General features: G+C 41.6%; 20 protein-coding genes. 14 read left to right on the forward strand and 6 right to left on the reverse strand.

The window, feature by feature from the left end:
- Window positions 1-175 precede the first annotated feature (175 nt).
- Window positions 176-1540 carry an N-acetylglucosamine-specific PTS transporter subunit IIBC gene (nagE, locus tag KVT11_RS15930; RefSeq protein ID WP_038475020.1) on the forward strand — a complete coding sequence of 455 codons (1365 nt, stop codon included), beginning with the start codon at window positions 176-178 and terminating at the stop codon, window positions 1538-1540.
- Window positions 1541-1558: 18 nt separating this feature from the next.
- On the opposite strand, the gene KVT11_RS15935 is transcribed toward nagE, so the two are convergent.
- Window positions 1559-2317 carry a DUF817 domain-containing protein gene (locus KVT11_RS15935; protein ID WP_060780872.1) on the reverse strand — a complete coding sequence of 253 codons (759 nt, stop codon included), beginning with the start codon at window positions 2315-2317 and terminating at the stop codon, window positions 1559-1561.
- Window positions 2318-2511: 194 nt separating this feature from the next.
- Between KVT11_RS15935 and KVT11_RS15940 the strand changes: the two genes are divergently transcribed.
- The gene (locus KVT11_RS15940) at window positions 2512-3015 is read left to right on the forward strand and encodes a DoxX family protein (protein ID WP_007496570.1); all 504 of its coding nucleotides are present in this window, start codon (window positions 2512-2514) and stop codon (window positions 3013-3015) included.
- Between the two features lie 42 nt (window positions 3016-3057).
- Here KVT11_RS15940 and KVT11_RS15945 read toward each other — a convergent pair whose 3' ends face one another.
- Both KVT11_RS15945 and ltaS read right to left on the reverse strand, forming a co-directional pair.
- Window positions 3058-3645 (reverse strand): YjgB family protein, encoded by a 588-nt coding sequence (locus tag KVT11_RS15945; RefSeq protein ID WP_046344941.1) that lies wholly within the window; start codon window positions 3643-3645, stop codon window positions 3058-3060.
- Window positions 3646-3746: 101 nt separating this feature from the next.
- A complete protein-coding gene (gene ltaS / locus KVT11_RS15950) occupies window positions 3747-5729 on the reverse strand; it encodes a lipoteichoic acid synthase (protein ID WP_017358781.1) in 1983 nt (660 codons plus the stop codon).
- Window positions 5730-6307: 578 nt separating this feature from the next.
- Between ltaS and KVT11_RS15955 the strand changes: the two genes are divergently transcribed.
- From KVT11_RS15955 to KVT11_RS15985, 7 genes are all read left to right on the forward strand, one after another.
- Window positions 6308-7966, forward strand: a complete 1659-nt coding sequence (locus tag KVT11_RS15955) for a pyridoxal phosphate-dependent decarboxylase family protein (RefSeq protein WP_217609074.1) — start codon at window positions 6308-6310, stop codon at window positions 7964-7966.
- Window positions 7967-7997: 31 nt separating this feature from the next.
- A complete protein-coding gene (locus tag KVT11_RS15960; protein ID WP_058214346.1) occupies window positions 7998-9722 on the forward strand; it encodes a methyl-accepting chemotaxis protein in 1725 nt (574 codons plus the stop codon).
- A gap of 81 nt (window positions 9723-9803) precedes the next feature.
- Window positions 9804-10208, forward strand: coding sequence for a DnaJ family domain-containing protein (locus KVT11_RS15965; protein ID WP_017366818.1), 405 nt, complete (start codon window positions 9804-9806; stop codon window positions 10206-10208).
- Window positions 10209-10351: 143 nt separating this feature from the next.
- Window positions 10352-11785 (forward strand): PTS system trehalose-specific EIIBC component, encoded by a 1434-nt coding sequence (gene treP, locus KVT11_RS15970; protein WP_116307633.1) that lies wholly within the window; start codon window positions 10352-10354, stop codon window positions 11783-11785.
- A 15-nt stretch (window positions 11786-11800) separates the two neighbouring features.
- Window positions 11801-13501 carry an alpha,alpha-phosphotrehalase gene (gene treC, locus KVT11_RS15975; protein ID WP_017358786.1) on the forward strand — a complete coding sequence of 567 codons (1701 nt, stop codon included), beginning with the start codon at window positions 11801-11803 and terminating at the stop codon, window positions 13499-13501.
- Between the two features lie 19 nt (window positions 13502-13520).
- Window positions 13521-14237, forward strand: a complete 717-nt coding sequence (gene treR / locus KVT11_RS15980) for a trehalose operon repressor (RefSeq protein WP_017358787.1) — start codon at window positions 13521-13523, stop codon at window positions 14235-14237.
- A gap of 82 nt (window positions 14238-14319) precedes the next feature.
- Window positions 14320-14754 carry a hypothetical protein gene (locus KVT11_RS15985; protein WP_017358788.1) on the forward strand — a complete coding sequence of 145 codons (435 nt, stop codon included), beginning with the start codon at window positions 14320-14322 and terminating at the stop codon, window positions 14752-14754.
- A 46-nt stretch (window positions 14755-14800) separates the two neighbouring features.
- Here the strand turns inward: KVT11_RS15985 and KVT11_RS15990 are convergent, their stop codons facing one another.
- Complete coding sequence (locus KVT11_RS15990; protein WP_099496388.1) at window positions 14801-19081, reverse strand: multifunctional 2',3'-cyclic-nucleotide 2'-phosphodiesterase/3'-nucleotidase/5'-nucleotidase; 4281 nt, start codon at window positions 19079-19081, stop codon at window positions 14801-14803.
- A 254-nt stretch (window positions 19082-19335) separates the two neighbouring features.
- On the opposite strand from KVT11_RS15990, the gene KVT11_RS15995 reads away from it, so the two are divergent.
- On the forward strand, window positions 19336-19854 hold the full coding sequence (locus tag KVT11_RS15995; RefSeq protein WP_007496591.1) for a type 1 glutamine amidotransferase domain-containing protein: 519 nt from the start codon (window positions 19336-19338) through the stop codon (window positions 19852-19854).
- Window positions 19855-19961: 107 nt separating this feature from the next.
- Here KVT11_RS15995 and KVT11_RS16000 read toward each other — a convergent pair whose 3' ends face one another.
- Entirely contained in the window at window positions 19962-20177 is a 216-nt protein-coding gene (locus tag KVT11_RS16000) for a DUF1128 domain-containing protein (protein WP_008341757.1), read from the reverse strand.
- Window positions 20178-20252: 75 nt separating this feature from the next.
- Window positions 20253-21608, reverse strand: a complete 1356-nt coding sequence (locus tag KVT11_RS16005) for an alanine/glycine:cation symporter family protein (protein ID WP_116307637.1) — start codon at window positions 21606-21608, stop codon at window positions 20253-20255.
- Window positions 21609-21782: 174 nt separating this feature from the next.
- On the opposite strand from KVT11_RS16005, the gene KVT11_RS16010 reads away from it, so the two are divergent.
- From KVT11_RS16010 to KVT11_RS16025, 4 genes are read left to right on the forward strand one after another with little or no spacing between them, the layout of a single operon-like run.
- Window positions 21783-22253, forward strand: coding sequence for a low molecular weight protein-tyrosine-phosphatase (locus tag KVT11_RS16010; protein ID WP_017358791.1), 471 nt, complete (start codon window positions 21783-21785; stop codon window positions 22251-22253).
- A gap of 20 nt (window positions 22254-22273) precedes the next feature.
- Window positions 22274-22606, forward strand: coding sequence for a hypothetical protein (locus KVT11_RS16015; protein WP_058214342.1), 333 nt, complete (start codon window positions 22274-22276; stop codon window positions 22604-22606).
- 18 nt (window positions 22607-22624) lie between these two features.
- A complete protein-coding gene (locus KVT11_RS16020) occupies window positions 22625-23443 on the forward strand; it encodes a YihY/virulence factor BrkB family protein (protein ID WP_008341753.1) in 819 nt (272 codons plus the stop codon).
- A 31-nt stretch (window positions 23444-23474) separates the two neighbouring features.
- Window positions 23475-23618 carry a hypothetical protein gene (locus KVT11_RS16025; protein ID WP_189337204.1) on the forward strand — a complete coding sequence of 48 codons (144 nt, stop codon included), beginning with the start codon at window positions 23475-23477 and terminating at the stop codon, window positions 23616-23618.
- The last annotated feature ends 15 nt before the right edge of the window (window positions 23619-23633 follow it).

The following is a 23633-nucleotide window of genomic DNA, read 5'->3' on the forward strand; positions in this document are numbered from 1 at the left end:
TCTATAACTTCATTCTATTCAATAGCTTACCACATTTTACGCCAAAAGAGTAAAGGCTGAGATTCGGGTGAGGTGTGGACAAATTGGTATAGATAACTAGATGTGCATATGATATATTTTTTATGAACATCATGAGAGATTTGTTCATGATGATGACGAAGGGGGGAGAAATAAGATGGTGTTTCAGTTTTTTCAAAAGTTAGGAAAATCATTTATGCTTCCAATCGCTGTGCTTCCTGCAGCGGGTATCATTTTGGCTATTGGGCGAGAAGATGTATTCAACATCCCGTTTATTCATGCGGCAGGAAATGCAATTTTTGCGAATTTGGCTTTAATTTTTGCTATGGGTGTAGCGATTGGTATTTCAAAGGACGGTAACGGGGCAGCGGCGTTATCTGGAGCGATCTCTTATTTTATTTTGTCAGCTGGTACCACGTCGATCAATTCTACCAACAATATGGGGGTATTGGGTGGTATTTTGTGCGGACTTTTGGCAGGTTACGTTTACAATAAATTTAAGGACACGAAACTGCCGGAATACTTAGGTTTCTTTAGTGGAAGACGGCTTGTGCCAATTATGACAGCACTTTTTACCATTCTATTAGCAGCCGTTTTTGGATATGTATGGCCTCCAATTCAAAGTGTGATCAATGATTTGGGAGAGTGGATTTTAAGTCTTGGAGCAACGGGTGCCGGGCTGTTTGGCTTCTTTAACCGCTTGCTCATTCCATTAGGACTTCACCATGTGTTGAATAATCTATTTTGGTTTCAATTCGGTGAATTCAGCGGAGCGACAGGTGATTTAGCGCGGTTCTTCAAAGGCGATCCAAGTGCAGGTGTCTTTATGACTGGTTTCTTCCCAGTGATGATGTTCGGGCTGCCAGCGGCATGTCTCGCGATGGTTGTGACCGCAAAGCCTGAAAAACGAAAAGCAACAGCCGGTCTTATGATTGGAATGGCACTGACGTCATTTATTACAGGGATCACAGAACCAATTGAATTCTCATTTATGTTTTTATCTCCACTTTTATATGGTGTTCATGCGATATTAACTGGTCTTTCGCTCTTTATTGTCAACACCTTAGGCATTCATAGCGGTTTCGCTTTTTCAGCGGGTGCGATTGATTACGTTTTAAGTTTTGGAATTGCGCAAAAACCCATTCTGTTACTTGTAGTTGGGGTCATCTATGGCGTGATTTACTTTGTTGTTTTCTATTTCCTGATTAAATTGTTAAAGCTAAAAACACCGGGCAGGGAAGATGATGACATCGAAGATATTTCAGGGGATGATACACATACTGCCGGAGCAAGTATTCTCGTAGAGGGACTAGGCGGCAAAGGCAATATCACCACAATTGACCATTGTGCGACCCGTCTTCGTTTAACAGTAGAAGATACCAATTTATTAAATGAAGGTACATTGAAAAAAGCAGGTGCCAAAGGGGTACTGACGTCAGGAAAAACTTCCGTACAAATCATCATTGGAACAAATGTCGAATTTGTCGCCGATGATCTTCGCAAGGAAGTCGCTCGGGACTAAAAAAAGCGTTCAGCCAGATCAAATGGGCTGAACGTTTTTTTGTTTTCGCTGTTCGATCACCAGTACAATGCTGATGACAACAAGTAAAAACCATGAACTGATTTTACCAAGATGGACGATAGACCAAGCATGCTGCTGATTTGGATATTGCCATGCTCCTAAAAAGGTCGTGACATTTTCGGCCACCCAAATAAAAAAGCCAATCAGCAAAAACGAGATAACAAGCGGCATGCGAAAGGTCGATGAACCGACCTGAAAGGAAACGGCTGTTTTTCGAAACACAACCACTAGGAGTAATGTCAGCCACCAGCGTAGATCATAAATCCAGTGATGAGTAAAGAAATTGAGGTAAATACATAAACTGATCCCAATCGAAAGATACGGCTGAGGCCATGCTTTCACCTTCACGTGAAGCCGAGTCAGTGCCTGATAAATATAGCTTGCCACGCTCGCATACATAAAACCGCTATAGAGCGGAACCCCAAAAATTTTCGTATAAGCTTCTTCAGGATAGGACCATGAACCCATATGTACTTTGTAGATTTCTAAGCCTATTCCAATCACATGAAAGAGACAAATAACCTTCAACTCTGTCAGCGTCTCAAGCCGTAGCATCAGCATGAGAAGCTGTGCCATGAGGCAAAGCAGAAGAATAACATCATATCGATGAAGAAAAGGAATAGACACGACCTTTGATAGGGCAAGCGCCGTAAAGATCATGACAGGAAATAGACAAGAGATGGCCTGTAAATAAGCAAAATGAAATAATGTTTTCATACAAAATGTAACCCCTTTTTACTGTCTGAAATAACTTAGACGGCAATAGCAAGGGAAAAGTTTACCTCGACTAGATATTCATGAACAATTTGTGAATATATATGTGAAAAGGATCACAAATGTATATTAAGTAGTATAATAAGATCATAAAGAAAATGTGAAATATTTCACATAATTTAAAAGGAGGCATCATCATGTTTACAAAATTCTTACAAACGAATGTATGGGCAGCGGTTATCCTTTTGGCAGCAAGACTTTATATCGGATGGACTTGGCTGACATCTGGTATTGGAAAACTAACAGGCGGATTCGATGCATCAGGATATTTGCAATTTGCCATAGCTGAACCTGTTGTGAAAGATGGACATCTTGTTTATCCGTTCTATGTCTGGTTTTTAGAAAATGTCGCGTTGCCAAATGCCGGACTCTTCAGTGCCATGGTCATGTGGGGAGAAATCTTAGTTGGTCTAGGACTAATTGTTGGATTGTTCACAACAACAGCAGCCTTTTTTGGAAGCGTGATGAATGTCTCTTTCTTACTAGCTGGAACCGTTTCTGTTAACCCGCTTCTTCTTCTGATCGCCGTCTTCATTATGGCAGCGAAAGGAAATGCCGGAAAACTTGGCCTTGATTATGTAGCAGGTCCAGTCCTTAAGCGAAAACTGAAAAGAAAGCCGCATTTAGAAGTGGCATCATAATAAAGAAAAGCATCCTGAGTGAAAACTCAGGATGCTTTTTATTTAGGAACCGGCTTTGATGAGGTTAATATGCACCACAGTCAGCTCGTGCTGACTGATATCTGGATCATGTCCGACGATAAATTCGAGCTCATAATTACCGGTCTGATAAACGTATTTTTTCTCTTTTGTTTGCGGGATGGTGCTGACTGAATCTGCTGGTCCAAGCTGTTTCTTTAATAGGGAAGGAGTCATTCCTCCGATATTCGTTTCTTTTTCTACATTTGTTCCAAAATAACGGATTTCGTTAATCTTGCCTTTTTTGTCATAGTGAAAAGCAAATCCAGGGTTGCCCATCTCAGCATGATACAAATCAAAGCCGCTTTGACCGGTTTCTGGATAAGGCTGTCCTAGTTTATGTCGTACGTCTTTTTTTGTTTGAACCCCTATTTTGAGTCCTTCTGCATAGTATGGCATTTGTCCTTGATGTGCTAGCTGATAAATACTGTTTAGCGCTGCTTTCGGCCCTTGAGGAATGGATTGTTCTGCCTGCGTTTGGGTCAGGGCGTGCGCTGAAATCGCCGGGCTGAAAGCAAATAAGGTGGAAGAAGCGAGTGAAGCGGTCACGAGAAATGCTGCTGTTTTTTTCATGATCAATAATCCCTCCTTCTTCACCTATACCCGGTGTCATGCGGATCAAACGTAAAAAGCCCCAGCTGATCTTGGATCGGCTGGGGCTTTAAATGAGAAAGTTATTTGGAAGACGAGCTGGATTCATCTTTGGCGGAAGAGGAATCTTTTTCATCCTGTACTTTCTTTGTGTAGTCATAATCATTTCGCTCAATTGGTGTAAAGCCTTTAGGTTTGTAGAAACGGAGTAAATCTTCCGTGACAATCTTATCAGATGTCTCTAGCATCTTTTTCACCGTTTCGTTTTCTTGTGATGCCTTTTCAGTCGGCTCGATTTTTTCACCTGTTTTGTTGCTGTAATAATTGTTGCCTACTTTCGTGTAGTCCTTAGACACGAAGTCTCCATTTCTAAATGGCACAAGCTCTTTAAAGTTCTTCGATAAGATATCAGAACCAGACATTAAATAGTTCTTCGTATCATCTCCGAGCAGGTGGAGAAGGGTAGGCGCAACATCGACTTCACCAGAGTATTTATGAATCTGTCCGCCTTTTACGCCTGGCACATGGATAAAGAGCGGCACACGCATAAGCTGGGCATTTTCATAGTCTCCAATTTTTTCGCCAGTCACTTTTTCCATCGCTTCATTATGGTTTTCTGAAATGCCGTAATGGTCACCGTACATAATGACGACGGTATTGTCATAGAGACCGGATTTCTTCAAGTCATTAAAGAACTGTTCAATGGCTTCATCTAAATAATGAGCAGATTGGAAGTAGTTATCAACGACGGAGTCTCCGAAGTCGCCAGGTTCAAAATCGGTATCACCTTCATCCATACCAAATGGGAAGTGGTTTGACAGCGTAATGAATTTCGAATAAAACGGCTGTTTTAGATTTTCAAGCATTGGCATGGATTCTTTGAAGAACGGTTTGTCTTTCAATCCATAGTTCTTCGTATCTTGTTCATTCATATCGTAGTACTCAGAATCGTAAAATCTGTCATATCCAAAGGACTTAAACATTTCATTCCGGTTCCAGAACGTTTTCGTATTTCCGTGGAATTCAGCGGACGTGTATTGGTCCTTTTTCAAAATGCCAGGAAGCGCCTGATATGTGTTTTGAGCTTTGTTAATAAACACAGAGCCTTGTGATAATGGGAAAAGCCCCGTATCCATCATAAATTCCGCATCAGATGTCTTTCCTTGTCCTGTTTGATGGAAGAAGTTATCAAAATAAAACGTTTTGTTGTCATGGGCTAATGAATTGAGGAAAGGAGTGACCTCTTTTCCATTCACTTTGTAATCAATGACAAAGTTTTGCAGTGATTCAAGAGAAATCGTAATGACGTTCATGCCTTTCGCTTTCCCGTAATAAGCCGGGTTTGGATCAGCGCTGTTCGCCTTTAGATAATTCTCTACATCTGTTACGTCACTTGAATTTGCCAGGGCACGCTGGCTGTTTGATTTCACATTTTGAATGGCATCAAACACCGTAAAATTATAAGCACCCAAGTATTTGACTAAATAATTGCGGTCGAACGATCTTGATAAAAGCTCTGGGCGATCAATTTCTGCTGCGATTAAGTTGACAACAAAGATCAGAACAGAGGACACAAGAACGAGTCTAAACGATTTTGTTTTTTGAACAGGTACAGTTGCTGTACTTGTTTGCTGCTGTCTTTTCATGCGGACTGCGAGTACGATCAAGATGATGGTATCGAGAAAGTAAAACATATCAGTCCAACGCATGAGTGAAAATGCACTATCACCTAATTGTCCGCCATTCGTTCCTGCCTGCATCACTGTAGGCAGCGTGATAAAGTCATTGAAGAATCGATAGTACACGATGTTTGCGTAAAGTAAAAAAGACATGAAAAAGTGAATCACAATGATAGCGGCAGGCTGCCATTTTTTCTTGAACAATAAAGCAAAGCCAAGAAAGAACAAGCTGGAGCTAATAGGATTCACAAAAAGCAAAATATGCTGAAGCACATTTGATATACCAAGTTTAAATTCGATTAAATAAGCTGTATACGTCTTGAGCCATAACAAGATGGCTGCAATTACAAAGAAGCCGAGGCCCCTTTTTTGAATAAATGTTTTCATTTAAACACTCCTTTTCTCCGTTAAACGGAAGAGGCGGAACGAAAGAAAACGAACCATTAGAATATACCATGAAATGCACAAATAGAAAAGTCATAACCGGTGAGCACCTAAGGCAGCCTGTCCGAGCTAGAAATGGGAAGACATCGAAAATATTCGATCTCCGAAAAACTTTTTGTGAAATTCATCCTAATAATTACAGAAAATTCTGTATTTTTCCTGTTGCTATATCAATAAAACAGGTAAAAAGACACAAGCCTAAAGAATTAATTTGATTTCTACAATGGTGTATTTAGGCGTATTTCCAGTGTTTATTAATGTTTATGCAGGTTAAGTAAAAAAAATGAATGAATAAACCGCTGAATTGTCTGGATAATAATTCCTTCAAGAAAGTATATTGATATATATTGTTGTTTCACAAACATAATGGTTTTGATGTGTATTGTAAGGGTTCTATTCTTTTTGATGGGTGAACAAATTATCTAAATATACTTAAGTGAACAGTTCGACACTATAAACTTTTGAAACGGGGTCGATATAGACAGTGACAGGAAATCTTCCATTGAAAGGATTGATAGTATATGACTGTACGAGCACAGAACCTCGTTCAGAACTGGTTTCCGAGTGAGGACGGAAATGCAGAAGAGCGGAAAGAACTCATTAAATTAATGGAACAGATCATTTCAGGGGTCGATGACCTGAAGGATCCGAACCGTGCTCACCTAAAAGGTGAAAAGAATCGCGAGGAGGACTTTTACAAAAAGCTCACTGAAACAAGTCAAATTCCGATGAACGGACAACAAGCGGAACTTGTGAATGAAGAATTACTGAAGCTTTTACATAATCATCCATACCACACGAAGTATTTCTTCACGAACATTTTGCCAATGGCAAGTACACCAGGAATTCTAGGCATGCTGACGGCTATGCTGGTTAACGGAAACAACCTATGGGATGTGTATGGACCAGCAGGCGCAGAAGCTGAGGTCAGAGTGGTCTCAATGATGTCTAAGCTCATCGGATATGATCCAAATGTGAGCGGGGGCTACACAACATGGGGAGGTCAAGGGGCTATTTTCTCGGGGCTTCGTTTAGCAATTTCGAAAGTTGCACCGGAGTCATTACGAAAAGGTGTCCCGCAAAATCTTTATGCGTTTTGTTCTGATGCAGCACATTACAGCTTATTTAAGTCAATGGAAGCAACAGGGCTTGGCACAGACAACTTAATCAGAATTAAGACGAATAAAGATCATTCGATGGATATGGAAGATTTGCGTTGTCAAATGGAACGTGTTGCCCAAAATGGCGGAATTCCCGTTTATATTGTGGCAACAACCGGAACAACAGATGCCATTGCAATTGATGATGTAAAAGGGGTGCGTGAAACGGCCGAAGCCATTGCTGAGAAGTATGGTCTCAAGGTGCCGCATATTCATGCAGATTCGGCGCTTGGTGGATTCTTTGCTTTCTTTAATGAGTATGATGTATCTGAAAACCCGCTGCAATTCTCAGACGGTGTTCTTCGTATGTTAAAAGAAATCAAAGCAAAGTTTCAGCATCTTTCTCTTGCTGATACGATGTGTTTTGATTTTCAAAAACTTGGACAAACACCGTACACATCTAGTTTATTCTTAGTGAAAAACGCTGCTGACTTAAAGCGCTTGGACCTAGAAGAACAAGAAACACCATATGTTGGACATAGAGGATACGGGGAATACCATACCGGTTATACGCTTGAATGCTCAAGAATGGGAAGCTCCATCAGCATGCTAAGTGTGCTGCTAACGTTTGGAATTGAAGGATACCAGCGCTTGCTCGGTCAATTTTTAGAGGTGAACCTTGCATTTAGAGAAGCGCTCCGTCAGGAAATTCCGCAAGCAGAAGTCGTCAATGATGACAATGTCGGAATGGCTACATTGTTTAGAATTTACCTAGACGGTTCTCCTCGTTTTAAGGAAGAAATATCTGGAGAAGCAACTGCTATGGAAATTGAGCGTAACAATGATTTGAACAAAATCCTCTTTGAAAAGCTTGGAGAGAAAAGAGACGAAATGTTCTTTGGTGATACAACGAAGTTTTTACAAGTCAATGCCAAAGAAGGTCAAGAATTCTATCTAAGTGTGAGTAAATTTTTTGTGATTTCACCTTATACGTTACCGGAGCATATCCCTCATATCGTATCTTATTTAAAAGATGTCATTGCATCTGTTTGTGGACAATTTGAAAGTGTAGAGGCTTAAATTAAAATTGAGAGTGGAGATGTAGAAAAAAATGGCGAAACAAAGGAAGTTTGGAGGACTTACGATATCCTCCAAAATCATGTCAGTCGTTGTCGTAACATTACTCGCAACCGTTGCATTATTCGTTCTAACATTTTATTTAGTTAGCCAGGATTTATCCTCCCAATTATTAAAGCAATTTGATTATCGATTAACAACAGATATTGATACAGCGAAAAAAGAAATCGATAATATGGATGGAAATGTCCTTAGCATTAGCGGGAAGGATGACCCTATTTATGTGGAGATCAAAAAGAAATTCACAGAACTACAAAAAGATCATACGCTTGAGAACTTATACGTGTTATCAAATAAGGGCGGCAAAGAAAGAATCATCGTACTAACAGGGGAAGACAATGATTTTGATCAAGATTATGTCTTTTCAGATGAAATGAAAGAAGCTCTTTCTGAAGATAAAATGGTCAAAAGTGACATTTACGTTGATTCGTATGGGACTCATAAATCCGTCTTTTTACCAATTAAAGATTCAGGTGGTGAACTCACGGGGATTTTAGGAATTGACTTAGATGCGTCTGTTGTTCCAGCAACAACGAAAAAACTGACAATTTATATTACAGTAGCATCTGCGATTGTGCTCATCGGTGGATTACTCTTCTCATTCTTCATGGGAAGAAGAATTGCAAAACCAGCACGCTCATTAATGGAATCAGCGGATCGAATTGCAGATGGTGATTTAACTGGCATGGTAGAAGTTCAAAGTAAAGATGAGATCGGTCAATTAGCGGCTTCCTTCCAGAAAATGCAGGGACGGATCAAAGAGCTTATTGGGAAGATCTCAAACTCATCAAGTGAAGTGTCGAGAATGTCTTCACAGCTTCGCACAGTGACAACGGAATCTAGTCAAAGTGCACAACAAGTGTCAGAAGCGATGACGAATATGAGTGAAGGAATCAATGATTCAGTCGCAAACATTACAGACTGCACAACATCTGTTGCGGAAATCGATACTCAAATCGAAGGCGTGACAAAAGAAGTGGATGAAATGAAATCTGTTTCATCAGAAGTACAAGAGCAGTCAGAATCTGGTCAAAAATTGGTGCAGCATGTGCTTGAACATCTCAACATGTTACATGACATGATGACAAGCTCCAAGCAAGCGGCAGAAGAATTGCAATCACATTCAACAGAAATTGAAAGTGTCATCTCCATTATTACGGACATTTCAGCGCAAACGAATCTGCTTGCACTGAATGCTTCTATTGAAGCCGCACGTGTAGGAGAAGAAGGAAAAGGATTTGCTGTTGTCGCTGATGAAGTCCGTAAGTTAGCTGAACAGTCAGCTGATGCAGCTAAAACGGTCTCAGACTTAGTCATTGGCACACAGGAAAATAGTCAGCGTGTCCTTGAAAGCGTGGAGGAAAGCAGTAAAGCAGTGGAAGAAGGCCGTGAGCAAATGAAAGGCACCTCGCAGAACTTCGCTGGTATTTATGATGGAGTGTCTCAATTTGCAAGCAGAACGAACAATTTGCTTCAATCTATTCAGCAGGTAGAACGAGCATATCAAACAATTTCTACATCGATTGAACAAATTTCGGTCGTGTCGGAAGAACATGCGGCAAGCTCTCAAGAAGTAGCGGCAGCAACAGAACAGCAAAGTGCTGGCATGCAGCAAATTTCAAGTGCGATTGAACAGCTCTCTGACATGTCAGAGGACTTGGCACAAATGGTATCTACTTTTAAAATCGACAAAAAATAATGAGAAAGCTGGCTCTTGGAAGAGAGCCAGCTTTTTTGCTATGCTTAACCAAATATCAGACGATCTGAAAGGAGACGTGTCATGGATTTTGCGCAGAGATTGTCAGAAGAACGGATCAAAAAGGCGATGGACCATGGAGCTTTTGAAGGACTATCAGGCTTTGGGAAACCTCTGCCAAAGGATGATGCTGCTCATGTACCTGAAGAGCTGAGGATGGGCTATCGAATCATGAAAAATGCAGGCTTTGCCGGGGAAGAAACCGCTTTGAAAAAAGAACTAATGACGGTCAAAGAATTACTGAAAACGAGTATAGATGGAGAAGAAAGAAAAAAACTCTCTCTCATATGTGAGGAAAAACAGAAACGCCTCGATGAACTCACATCCAAGCGCCAAACGTTTGCTCGTCCAGCCTCCTCCTTTTATAAGAATAGGGTCTACGAAAAACTAACGGAGCATAAAAAAGATGATGACACGCTGCCTCTCTGAGCACATTGAGGGAGCTTTTTTTATGAAAGCGCTACATTTTCTTATTGACTACATGTATATACAAATATAAAATATGAAGTGAACATGTATATACAAGTTTTGATTCTTTTTTCTTATAAAAAAACGATCTCGGAGGGGATAGCATGGCTGATTATCAGGCAGCGGCAGATCAGATTGTGAAAGCCATTGGCGGCAAAGAAAACATTGATCAAGCCACACATTGTGTGACAAGACTTCGTTTTGTGCTAAAAGATGAAGCTAAGGTGGATGAGAAAGCACTAGAACAAATTGATGAAGTGAAGGGATCTTTCTCAGCGAATGGCCAATACCAAGTGGTCATTGGTCAAGGAGTGGTGAATCGGGTTTATGCCGAAATGGTCAAACAGACGGGAATCGGCGAAGCGACAAAAGAGGACGTCAAGCGTGCCTCTGATCAGAAATTAAACCCACTTCAGCGTGCGGTGAAAACGCTTGCAGATATCTTCATTCCAATCCTTCCAGCTATCGTGACAGCCGGTTTATTGATGGGGATTAATAATATTTTAACAGCTCCTGATATTTTCTTTGATCAAAAATCCATTGTGGATGTGTATCCGGCATGGGCGGATTTAGCAAATATGATCAACTTGATTGCAGGCACTGCCTTTACCTTTTTGCCAGCATTAATTGGCTGGTCGGCTGTCAAGCGGTTTGGAGGTAATCCACTTTTAGGGATGGTCCTCGGACTGATGCTTGTACATCCAGATCTGTTGAATGCGTGGGGGTATGGAGCGGCGGAAAAGACAGGTGACATTCCTGTTTGGAATTTGTTTGGACTTGAAGTACAAAAGGTAGGTTACCAAGGGCAGGTTCTTCCGATACTCGTCGCCTCCTATTTACTCGCAAAGCTCGAATTAATTATAACAAAACGGACACCTGAAAGTATTCAGCTGTTAGTTGTTGCACCAATTACATTATTACTCATTGGATTTTTATCATTTATCGTCATTGGTCCCGTTACATTTGCGATCGGAAACGTTTTAACATCTGGACTCGTCACCGTATTCCAGCAATTCGCAGCACTTGGCGGTCTTTTATATGGCGGATTGTATGCAGCGTTAGTCATTACAGGGATGCATCATACGTTCCTAGCAGTCGATATTCAGCTGATTAACTCAAAACTGCACGGCACGTTCCTATGGCCAATGCTCGCACTATCTAATATTGCTCAAGGATCAGCGGCACTTGCGATGATGTTTGTCTTAAAAGATGAAAAGCAAAAAGGGCTCTCGCTGACATCAAGTATTTCTGCTTACTTGGGGATTACTGAACCGGCGATGTTTGGGGTGAACTTGCGCTATAGATTCCCGTTTATTTTTGCCCTGATCAGTTCAGGGATAGCTGGTATGTTTATTGCCTCACAAGGGGTACTGGCAAGTTCAGTCGGCGTTGGAGGCATTCCAGGAATCTTCTCGATCATTCCGAAATATTGGGGGGCATTTGCCATCGGAATGGTGATTGTGCTGATCGTCCCATTCATTGGTACCCTTTTATATGCAAAACTTAAAAAGAAGGATGTATCACAAGAACTTAACTAGTGGTGGTGAAGGAAATTGAATCAACAAACAAACGAACCGTGGTGGAAAAAAGCCGTGGTCTATCAAATCTATCCGAAGAGCTTTTTAGACACAACAGGCTCTGGTACAGGTGATATCAATGGCGTGACGAAAAAGCTCGACTATATCAAAGAGCTAGGGGCGGATTGTATTTGGCTGACCCCTATGTATGAGTCACCACAGCATGACAACGGTTATGATATTAGTGATTATACAAAAATCCATGACATGTACGGCACAATGGCCGATTTTGAGCACATGCTGAAAGAAGCACATGAACGAGGGATTCGTGTCATCATGGATCTAGCCGTGAACCATACATCTATTTTCCATGAGTGGTTTCAAGCCTCCCGAGAGTCGAAGGAAAACCCGTATCGAGACTATTATATTTGGAAGGAGCCGAAAGCGGACGGCTCTCCTCCGAATGATTGGCAGTCAAAGTTTGGCGGGCCAGCGTGGGAATTAGATGAAGCGACAGGTGACTATTATCTTCATTTATATGATGTTACCCAGGCAGACCTCAACTGGGAACATGATGAAGTGCGCAGGAAAGTATATGACATCATGCACTTTTGGTTTGAAAAAGGGATCGATGGATTCAGACTGGATGTCATCAATAACATTTCAAAGGATCAACGCTTTTTAGATGATGCTGGGCAATCAGTGCAAGGTGACGGGCGTATGTACTATACAGATGGGCCGAGAATTCATGAATTCTTGCATGAAATGAACCAGGAAGTGTTTTCGAAATACGATAGCATGACCGTGGGGGAAATGTCTTCAACGAATATTGCAGACTGCATTCGGTATACAAGACCTGATCGGCAGGAGCTGGATATGACGTTTAATTTTCATCATTTAAAAGTTGACTATCCTAACGGTGAAAAGTGGGCCATTGCGCCATTTGATTTTCTAGAGTTGAAATCAATTCTGTCAGAATGGCAGACGAAAATGCATGAGGGCGGCGGCTGGAACGCATTATTTTGGTGCAACCATGATCAGCCACGCATCGTGTCTAGATACGGTGATGATGGCACGTACCATCAGCAATCAGCGAAGATGCTGGCGACCACCATTCATTTGATGCAAGGCACTCCTTATATTTATCAAGGTGAAGAAATTGGGATGAAGAATCCTCGTTTTGAGGACATTTCGTCATACCGCGATATCGAATCACTGAATATGTACGAAGTCATGCTTGAAAAAGGGAAAACAAAGGAAGAAGCTTTGGCGATTTTACAGGTCAAATCAAGAGATAACGCAAGGACACCTATGCAATGGACGTCGGAAAAAAATGTGGGGTTCTCAAAAGGTACGCCTTGGATTGAACCAGCTCAAAACGGCATTTCAGTAGAAGCTGCCTTAAAAGATGAGACGTCGATTTTTTATCATTATCAAGCCCTTTGTAGACTTCGCAAAGAACTTGATGTAATCACCTATGGGAGCTTTACTTTACTGCTTTCAGATGATCCAAAGGTGTTTGCATATGTCCGAGAAGGCAAAGATGAGAAGATTCTCGTGATCAACCATTTTTATGCAGGCGAGACGGACTTTACACTTCCAGATGAGCTTGCAAAGGATGTCAATGAAATGGAAGGGCAAGTCTTGCTGTCCAATTATGAGGATGTGCCGGCAGATATCAAGGGATTTACGTTGCGCCCATATGAGTCAATCGTTTATCATTTAACCAAACGCTAGTAAATGGGGCGGAGGGAAAATGAAAGAGAATAAGTTTCGAGTGATTTATGATCAGCTCGCTAGACGAATTGAACAAGGTGAATGGCAGGATAAAGGCATCCTCCCATCAGAACATGAGCTGTCTGTCATGTATGACACATCCCGTGAGACGGTGAGAAAGGCATTAAACATCCTTGTGCAAAATGGCTATATCCAAAAAATTCGTGGGAAAGGCTCAGTATTGCTGAATCGAGAGAAAATGCAGTTCCCAGTTTCGGGTCTTGTCAGCTTTAAAGAGCTTTCCCAAACGCTTGGACGCAAGACGGTAACAACGGTTCATGAGTTCGGTTTAATCAAGCCAGATCAGTATATTCAGTCTCAGCTGAAAATCAGTGGGCAGGAGGACGTTTGGGAAGTCATTCGCTCTCGCAATATTAGCGGAGAAGAAGTCATTTTAGACAAAGATTACTTCTTGCAAAAACATGTGCCGTTCTTGTCTAAGGACATTTGTGAAGGATCGATCTACGAGTATATTGAAGGAGAACTTGGGGTCTCGATTAGTTATGCTCAAAAGGAATTTGTGGTCGAGCCATGTACTGAAGAAGATGAGAGGTATCTTGATTTGAACGGGTTTGATCATGTGGTGGTGGTGAAAAATTATGTGTTCTTGGAGGATACGAGTCTATTCCAATACACTGAAAGCCGCCACCGGCTAGATCGTTTCAGATTCGTGGATTTTGCTAGAAGAGAGAAGTAGACAGGGCCGAAGCTCTGTCTATTTCAGGTTGTAGGGAAACAAGGGATTAAACAATAACGAGAGCAACATCTCAGGAGGAAAAATGATCAGACTGAATAGACCACTCAAATTACGAGATTTAGAAATTTTTAGCGTGATGAAAGGTCACAGGATTTTATGTTATGTCATCATTGAAGACACGCGAAAACCGTTTACGGAAGAAGATAGAAAATTAGAGCCATTATGTTATATGGATGAAGAAGACATTCAAGCGATTTTGAATGTATTTCATATTTCAATTATCAGTGATGAAACATTAAGTGAAGAAGATTCAACCCTTGTGAAATCGTACTTTGCTGAATTTGTGAATAACACGAACTTAACGAATTTCATTACGAGAGAATATGTTCAAAAGGATTTATATGCCGTTGATGATGAAGATGATATCACGTTCTTTAATAGAATGCTGCGTCATATAGGGTCAGATGATGTGAAAGAATTTGATGACCGTCATTGGATGTATTTATCCCAAGATTGATAGTGAGATGCAAAAAAGGACAGAGCAAATGCTCTGTCCTTTTCTATTAAGATGATACTTTGTTTCGTGTGCGCTTGCGCTGGTAGTAATAAAGGATACCGCCTGAGGCGAGCATGAGCAAGCCAATTAATACCGCTGTATACATCATCGTTGCCGTATTCGGCAGTGTGCCGCCTGGCATGCTGCTTCCATCCTGACTTGGATCCGAACCGCCTGGAGCAGAAGTTCCACCGTCTCCGCCAGTTTGGTCTGGAGCTGTTCCAGCAGCTTCACTTTGATTGAGTACGGTGTATTCACTAAAGTGCTCCGTTTTACCTGAGACAATCCCGTTTTTGAATGAACCGTTACTTGTTTTGGCATAGCGGTTTTTCTCACGATCGACATAATAGACACCTGGTTTTTTCGCTTTTTCAGGCGCATCTAATGTAAAGGACAGTGTGACAGGATCTTTAAAGGTAGAGACATTTTTCTGATCTTGTTTGATTCGGAAATCGTATGTGTCGGTTAATGCGTTTTTCACTTTATTTGTTTTTGCCATTGATATATCTGCTTGTTGCTCTGACAAATTGGAGAGCGGTAATGCTAGACCGACTTTGTCATGATAGATGGTGACGTTTGGATCTTGCTCTCGTTTCTTCAGTTCAGCTACTTGTCCTTTTGATAGAGACAATTGAACCTTTTTCGCTTCGGTTGCTTTGTCTAAATAGAGCAATGCTTTGTTCGTATGCTGCACATACGTTTGGAATTTCTCATCATCTTGAATGTCATAGGCGCCTTTTCCTTTCAAGCGAGGAAGGAATACTTCTTTCACTCGATGGTCGATGACTGGAGAAATATGACCGTCTGCCTGTTCAATTTGTTCTTTGAAGATTTCATAGTCAACATAGCCTAAGTCTTCACCATGAGACGCTTCTGTAAAGACGCTGTAGCCATCACCGCCTGTGCCGACGAATGCGTTAGTCGCCACGCGGTATGTTTTCTGATCATCAATGTCAGTCAGATTGCCCTTTTGATCTTTCAATTTGACATCAATCAGTCTGCTGCCAGCTGGTTTACTCAGTGTAAACGTATATTCAATACCGGCTACATGAGGGAATGCGCCTCCGCCTTCTTCAATGCCTGAAAGACCTTGTTCAAGCGCTTTTTTAATTTGACTGCCTTTTAAATCTGCGACATATAGTGTGTTTCCAAAAGGCATCACAGTTAAAATATCCCCTAATGTGATATCTCCTTTTTCAATGCTGCCTCGAATACCACCGCCGTTTGTAATGGCAAGGTCAGCCCCAGCAGATTCTTGTGCTTTCTTTAACATGCCATCTGCAATAAAGTTTCCAAGGTTCGTTTCCTTTGCACGGACGTGTTCACGTTGTCCATCTAAAAAGACATCTGACGTCCCGACTTTTTCGGTTTTTAAATCTTGGATATCTGCCTTGTACTGATCAAGAATCGCTTTTGCGTCCGCATCTTCTTTCACAGAGTCGTCGATCGTGATGAGGTCAAAAGTAGATTCTTTTGGCTGTACGACGCCTTTTTTGTCAAAGGCCACGTCTACTTTTCCTAAAAATTGTCCGTAGTCTTTTACTTGCGCAACAATCGTTGGTTCTTTTTTATTGATGACCTTTAATTTTTCAACAAGGGTGTGGGTGTGACCACCAATGATGAGATCAATGCCATCTACTTTTTGAGCCAGTTCTAGATCACGGTTATAGCCAATATGTGTGAGCGCAATAATTTTATTGATTTTTTCTTTAGTTTGAATGGTTTTGACTGTTTCTTTTGCTTTTTTGTATGCATCTTGAAATTGAATGTTGGGACCACTGCTGGATGTAATCGCTGTGTCTTCAGTGGTTAGACCAAATACAGCGACCTTTTCACCATTTACGTCAAGTAGAATGTAAGGGTAAATGCCAGCTTCTTTTTTCTCACCAGCTTTAAATGTTGCTGGTTTTTTCACTAAATCGCTTAACTGTTTTTCCTTAGAGACATTCACGTTTGATGACACGATCGGGAAGTTCGGTTTTTCAAACTGGTGACGGTTTTTAGCATCTACACTGGATGCATCACCTGTCAGGAATTGACGAAGGACAGATGGACCTTTGTCAAATTCATGATTCCCGAACGTCATGGCATCGTATTTCATTAAGTTCATCAGTTTCAGATCGGCAAGTCCTTGCCATTTTGTGAAATAGAGATCACCAGAGAAGACATCTCCAGCGTCTAATAAAATATTGTTTTCGCTTTGGGCGCGAACTTCTTTGATCTTGGTTGCGCGTCTTGCTGCATCATCCAGATGTGCATGTGTATCGTTTGTATGCATCACCGTTAAATGCCAATTGTCTGTTGCAGGTGGTTCTGTTGTACCATCATCTTTAAACGCTAGCTTGTACACGCCAAGTCCGTCTGTGCTGGCATTCCGAATAAAGTCGACGCTGCTTGATTTCTCTGCGAACGGTTTTGCAAGTAGAGAAGATTCAAAGGTGACTGTTGCGCCTTTTACTGGTGCAATGGACCAGTTTTGATCTGCGCTTGGGTTAATGGTTTTTTGTTCAATAATATAATCCATCAGCACTTGGCGGTTCTCATCTGCTGAGGCGAGCACCACTTTATCTTGTGTGAGGTGCGGGAACCCTCCGCCGCCAGATGCACGGTAGTTGTTTGTCACGACTAAAAATTCTTGATTGTCAGAAACGGGTTTTCCGTTGTAAGACAAGTTTTTGATGCGGTTCGCACTAGCGTTAACAAGTGTGCCTGTTGTGCTGTATTTAGCAGGCTGTGTGACATCTACTTGGTACGTCACACCATCGATCACATCAAAATTATATGAGCGGTATTCTTCGTTTAAAATAGGCTGTTCATTTGAAGTATTTGGTTTGATTTGGTTAAACTGACCAGCAGACATTTCAAGCCAGTCTTTTACTTCACTGCCTTTTAGTTTTACAATCTGCACGGTGTTATCGTAAAGGTAAAGATCACCGATGTTTTTAATCGCTAAATCACCTTTTGCGATATTTGTATAATAGTTCACACCATTGCGTCCGCCGGCTTTAAATGGTGCACCTGCAGAGAGAATCGGCAAGTTTTTGTACGAAGTATCTTTCATTTTTTCTTGTGCATACCATTTCTGGGCATCTGTCACGATTTGAATAGAAGGGTCATCCATCACTTGAGCGAAAAAGCTGTTAATGTCTGCTTCTGTTTTTCCAACTGGCTTTCTGACGTAATCTAGGGTGTTTTGGTGAGTTGTTTGAATGGCATTTTTCACTGTACTGTTTTGAGATGTCACCCCGGCAACGGATTCGATTTTGCCTGTTCCGTCTGTGACTTTCCAGTTGCTTCCGTCTGGTTCTAGCGTTAAATCAATGACCCCGAGGTAGCTTCCCCAGTTTTTTGACATGACGACAGGAATGCCATTAATGGTTCCCTTTGCGACATCAAATTTGTCAACGCCGCTATATTCAGCGCTTGGGAATGTGCCATGCTGGTGGCCAGACACAATCGCATCAATGCCTTTTGTTTTCGTGGCAAGGTCAAAGATCATATTTTCTGATCCTTTAGGTGAAGCTGTTTTTTCAATTCCTGTATGAGCAAGAGCGACGATGACATCTGCGCCTTTTGCTTTCATTTCTGGAATGGTTTCATTGGCAGACTCCACAATATCTTGCACTTGAACTTGTCCATCTAAATGTTTCTTATCCCACGTCATAATTTGTGGTGGTACGAATCCTATGTAACCGACTTTCACAGTTTGGGAGGCTCCGTTTGCATCTTTAAAGGTTTTATCCTGAATGACATAAGGAGTAAATCGGTGTTCTCCGTTTAACTTTTTGACGTTTGCATTGACAATCGGGAAGTTGGCGCCCGCAATGGTACCGTCAAGAAAAGATAAACCGTAGTTAAATTCATGATTGCCGAGTGTGCCTGCATCATATTTTAGTTTGTTGAGTGTATGAATAATGGGGTGAACCTTTGTTTGATTGATGATGCTGTCTTTTTCATTTTTATAAACGTATTCTCCAAGAGGGGTTCCTTGAATCAGGTCTCCGTTATCAACAAGGAGTGTATTAGGATTTTGTGAACGGTGCTTGTCAATCAGCTCGGCTGTTTTTGCCAAACCGAATTCATTTGTTTCTTTGTCGCTGTAATAATCGTAATTCATCATGTTCGCATGAACATCCGTTGTGGCTAAGATACTGACCTTTACGGCGCTGCCGCTTTCTGTTTCTGCATGAGTAGGTACTGCTGGGAGAATGAGACTAATCAACATAATGGAAGTGAGCAGAATAGACAGGTTTTTCCTTCGTTTAGACCTATGTGCTTGCTTCTTCACCTGATCTCCGCCTTTCTAATTTTTTTGACCACAATACCTATTGTAGAAATGTTTCGTTAACTTTTGTAGTTATTTTTTGCAGATTATTGTAAAGATAACATAAATCATACGAATTACCTTGTTAAGGGAATGTGAATGAGTCTAAATGCTTATTTTTATGAAAGGGGGTTTTCTCATAGGGATAGGATGTTTGATTTCAATTGGTGGGGGTATAGTGTGTAGTGTAAACGATAATCAAGCAGGAGGGTTTCTACATGGGTAAGAAAATTGCAGTTGTCTTAACAGATTACTTTGAGGATGTTGAATTCACCGAGCCTGCAAAAGCCTTTAAAGACGCAGGCCATGAGATCACAGTAATTGAAAACGAAAAAGGAAAAACAGTGAAAGGAAAGCAAGGAGAGGCAGAAGTAAGAGTCGATGCGTCTATCGATAACGTGAAACCAGAAGACTTCGATGCACTTCTGATTCCTGGCGGCTTCTCACCAGACATTCTGCGTGCGGATGATCGCTACGTGCAATTCACAAAAGCCTTTATGGACGAGAAAAAACCAGTATTTGCGATCTGTCATGGACCGCAATTGCTTATTACAGCGAAGACGCTGGAAGGAAGAGGCGCAACCGGCTATACATCCATTCAAGTAGATATGGAAAACGCAGGCGCCAAATTCAAAGATGAAGAAGTTGTCGTTTGTCAGGATCAGCTTGTCACAAGCCGTACACCTGATGACATTCCAGCATTTAACCGTGAATCATTAAAACTGCTCGCCAAATAAGTAGTTTTGACAGGATAAACAAAGCCAGCACCTTGCGAGGTGCTGGCTTTTTCTGTGCATGGATGTAAGAAAGCGGCGTCAACCGCAATTCAGTATCAGGTGCACGATTATTTTCTTAAGCTTTTCAGCTCGCTTGCAATGGCTTGCATTTCACTTGGGCTGAATGAAGATTTTTTCATCACCATTTGGTGAAGAAATTCAATATCTTCATACTTATCTGGACTGAAGTCTTCGGCTTTGATGACTCCAATATTCAGCATATTGAGCTTTTGTGAAATGTCTTCAATCAGCTGATTGACTTCAGCCGCTTTTTGCTGTGACAAGGGCGGCACGTCCTTTCCTGCATGTGTCGAATAATATGTCTATTTTAACAGAAAAGCAAAAGAATAAAAGGGCTATTATGACGACACTGAAATGTTTTTTTCCTTTTTCTCCTCTTTGATCTTATCAATGATTCGTTTGGATTCAAACACCACAACACCTGATAAACCGATGAGTCCAATTAAGTTTGGAATGGCCATCAGTCCATTGAGCATATCTGCTACGCCCCAGACGAAGTCATTCTTAAACACGGCACCGAAAAAGACAGCTACCACGAACACGATGCGATAATACATGACATACGAATCCTTCACCAAATATGTAAAGCATTTCTCTCCATAATAGGACCAGCCAATGATGGTTGAATAGGCAAACAGGAGCAGCCCGATTGCCACAATAGTTGAGCCAGCTGGACCGAGGAAGTGAGCAAAGGATAACGAAGTCAGCGCATCACTTTTTTCTGTTAAATACATATCTGCCATGACAATCGTAATGCCAGTGATAGAACAAACAATGATGGTGTCAATAAACACTTGCGTCATAGAGACGAGCGCTTGACGGGCAGGCATATCCGTTTTCGCAGCTGCAGCAGCAATTGGTGCTGATCCAAGACCAGCTTCATTGGAAAAGACTCCTCGTGCGACACCCCAGCGAATGACAGTTCCAATTGCACCACCTGCTACGGCTTGACCTGTAAAGGCATCTGAAAAAATCAGCCCAACTGCGCCTGGAACAAGATCAGCATTCATGACAAGAATGATCAGACCACAAATGACGTAAAATAAAGCCATGACTGGTACAAAAATAGATGTCACTCGGCCGATACTTTTAATTCCGCCTAAAATCACGAGTGCCGTAAAGGCAGTAATGATGATACCTGTTACCCATGTTGGAATTTGAAAAGTAGAATTCATGACGCCTGAGATGGAATTAGACTGTACCAGGTTGCCGATCCCAAAGGCAGCACTGGCACCGAAAACAGCAAATAGCACCCCTAGCCATTTCTGTTTTAAGCCATGCTCTAAATAATACATAGGTCCGCCAGACATTTCGCCTTTTTCGTTTTTGACCCTGTATTTCACAGCAAGAACTGCTTCTGCAAACTTGGTGGCCATCCCGAAAAATGCAGCAAACCACATCCAAAATACTGCACCAGGACCACCTGCAATGACAGCTGAGGCAACACCGACGATATTCCCTGTACCGACAGTTGCAGCAAGAGCCGTCATTAATGCTTGGAAATGGGAGATATCTCCCTCTGATGTTTTGTCTTGTTTTGAAAAAGCGAGCTTTAAAGAATAAGGAAGTAATCTAATTTGAATGAAGAGGATGCGAAAGGTGAGGTAGATTCCAGTACCAACAATTAAAATCAACAGGGGAGGCCCCCACAAAAAATTGTTCATCGTCGTGACAAACTGCTCAATGATTCCCATCTAATGTCCCCCTTTGTTTGTGTAATTCTCCTAAAGTTTCTCCTTTTTTTGTGTATTTTGTCAATGCCGATGGGAGTTTTTCTTGCAAAGTTTCCAAAAGAAAAAGGGCTTGATATGATAGAGAAAAGGTTTTCCAAAGGGATTCTTAGGGAAAAGATAGGAGGAGAATGAAGGATGATTCATGTATTATTTGTGTGCCTCGGCAATATTTGCAGGTCACCGATGGCAGAGGCGATGTTTAGAAAACGAGTCGAAGACGAAGGGCTGAGTGAACACTTTGTGATTGATTCAGCAGGCATTGGCGGCTGGCATCAAGGCAGTCCTCCGCATGAAGGAACACGAAAGCTGCTTGATGAAAAGGGTATCAGCTATGAAGGAATGACTGCAAGACAAATCATGGATAAGGATATCACCACATACGACTATATCATTGCGATGGATGCTGAAAATGTAGGCGCCCTCCGCAGTTTAGCTGGCTATGGAAAACATCACTTTATTGGCCGTCTTCTTGACTTTGTAGAAGACGACGATCGAGACGATGTGCCAGATCCTTATTACACTGGGAACTTTGAGGAAGTACATGATTTAATTGAAACAGGAATTGATCGTTTTTTGACGTATGTAAAAAAAGAGAGACACCTTTAACTGAAAGGAGATCAGATGAGATGGAAGAGAACAAACAAATCGTGCTTCGGGGAGCTGTTATAGGCGCAGCCTGCGGCATATTGCTGACATTATTTCATCGTCCAACAAGAACTGTACTGAAAGAAAAATGGAATGACTGCCAGCAAAAGCTGGATGAATACCGCTTGGAGCCTGGCAGGATGTCTGCTTGCGTGAGGGGAAAAATGGAAGAAACGAAGCAATTGATGAGAACGGTCTCAGATGATTTGTCTTTTCTGAATGAACAGGTGAATCAGTTAAAGGAAACAACACCAAAGGTATTAGAGATTATTGAAGAAACAAAGGATCACTTTCAAAAGAAACAGAAAGATTGATCATTGGAGATGAGGCGTATGGGTTTTGTTAAAGCGTTAATTGGACGCTTTTTGCTGCATGAAGGACCGGCAAAATCAGCTGAACTTGCGTATTTCTTTTTGCTTTCATTATTTCCGTTTCTCATCTTCGTGCTGACACTTGTTGGTTATTTGCCGCTGACATCAAAGGATGTTCTAAGCGTCATTTCTGGTTATGCGCCAGAGGGAGCGCTTTCGATGATTGAATCCATTGCCGAAGAGACGCTGAATAACCGTAACGGCGGATTGTTGTCATTCGGGATTATTGCGGCCCTCTGGTCTGCATCCAACGGCATTAATGCGGTTGTCAGAGCATTTAACCACGCTTACGAAGTTGAGGAAAATCGTTCCTTCATTCTCGTACGTTTAACATCGATCATCTTAACCATTGCGATGGTGCTTACGATTATTTTTGCCTTGATGCTGCCTGTCTTTGGAAAAGAGCTTGGCTTATTCGTTGCCAAATTAGTAGGGCAGTCAGATGCGTTTCTCACCATCTGGACAGCCATGAGATGGATTATTAGTCCACTGATTTTACTGATTGTTTTTACATCCCTATATTATTTTGCCCCTAATATCAGGCTGAAATTGAAATTTGTGCTGCCAGGCGCCATATTTGCATCTGTTGGCTGGATTCTCGTCAGCATGCTGTTCTCATTTTATGTAGGCGAATTTGCCAACTATAGTGCGATGTACGGAAGCATTGGGGGAATCATAATATTAATGATCTGGTTTTATTTAACCGGCATTATGATCATCCTCGGCGGCGAGCTCAATGCGCTTTTACATAAGCGTAAAATCGTACCAGGCAAGGTGTGAAGAAATCCGGGCATCCTAAAGGAGAACGAACATGTTCAATCTTGACGGATGGGGGAATACTGAATGTCTAAACAATCGAAAAAAGGCGGAAGCAACACAAAACAAAACAAAGGCCATCAGCCAAAGCACAAAACCAGTGGAAGTGCGAATGGGCAAAATGGGTATCACTAGATGAAAAAACTCCTCTGCA

Source organism: Bacillus sp. GbtcB10 (genome assembly GCF_019091365.1).
Lineage (GTDB): Bacteria > Bacillota > Bacilli > Bacillales > Bacillaceae > Bacillus > Bacillus altitudinis.

Coding starts and splice junctions, on each gene's coding strand:
- treR (WP_017358787.1), top strand. CDS start 13,521: ATGAAAGAGAATAAGTTTCGAGTGATTTATGATCAGCTCGCTAGACGA.
- treP (WP_116307633.1), top strand. CDS start 10,352: ATGGCTGATTATCAGGCAGCGGCAGATCAGATTGTGAAAGCCATTGGC.
- KVT11_RS16005 (WP_116307637.1), bottom strand. CDS start 21,608: ATGGGAATCATTGAGCAGTTTGTCACGACGATGAACAATTTTTTGTGG.
- ltaS (WP_017358781.1), bottom strand. CDS start 5,729: ATGAAAACATTTATTCAAAAAAGGGGCCTCGGCTTCTTTGTAATTGCA.
- KVT11_RS16015 (WP_058214342.1), top strand. CDS start 22,274: ATGGAAGAGAACAAACAAATCGTGCTTCGGGGAGCTGTTATAGGCGCA.
- KVT11_RS15955 (WP_217609074.1), top strand. CDS start 6,308: ATGACTGTACGAGCACAGAACCTCGTTCAGAACTGGTTTCCGAGTGAG.
- KVT11_RS15935 (WP_060780872.1), bottom strand. CDS start 2,317: ATGAAAACATTATTTCATTTTGCTTATTTACAGGCCATCTCTTGTCTA.
- KVT11_RS15945 (WP_046344941.1), bottom strand. CDS start 3,645: ATGAAAAAAACAGCAGCATTTCTCGTGACCGCTTCACTCGCTTCTTCC.
- nagE (WP_038475020.1), top strand. CDS start 176: ATGGTGTTTCAGTTTTTTCAAAAGTTAGGAAAATCATTTATGCTTCCA.
- KVT11_RS15940 (WP_007496570.1), top strand. CDS start 2,512: ATGTTTACAAAATTCTTACAAACGAATGTATGGGCAGCGGTTATCCTT.
- KVT11_RS16020 (WP_008341753.1), top strand. CDS start 22,625: ATGGGTTTTGTTAAAGCGTTAATTGGACGCTTTTTGCTGCATGAAGGA.
- KVT11_RS15960 (WP_058214346.1), top strand. CDS start 7,998: ATGGCGAAACAAAGGAAGTTTGGAGGACTTACGATATCCTCCAAAATC.
- KVT11_RS16025 (WP_189337204.1), top strand. CDS start 23,475: ATGTTCAATCTTGACGGATGGGGGAATACTGAATGTCTAAACAATCGA.
- KVT11_RS15985 (WP_017358788.1), top strand. CDS start 14,320: ATGATCAGACTGAATAGACCACTCAAATTACGAGATTTAGAAATTTTT.
- KVT11_RS16010 (WP_017358791.1), top strand. CDS start 21,783: ATGATTCATGTATTATTTGTGTGCCTCGGCAATATTTGCAGGTCACCG.
- KVT11_RS15995 (WP_007496591.1), top strand. CDS start 19,336: ATGGGTAAGAAAATTGCAGTTGTCTTAACAGATTACTTTGAGGATGTT.
- KVT11_RS15965 (WP_017366818.1), top strand. CDS start 9,804: ATGGATTTTGCGCAGAGATTGTCAGAAGAACGGATCAAAAAGGCGATG.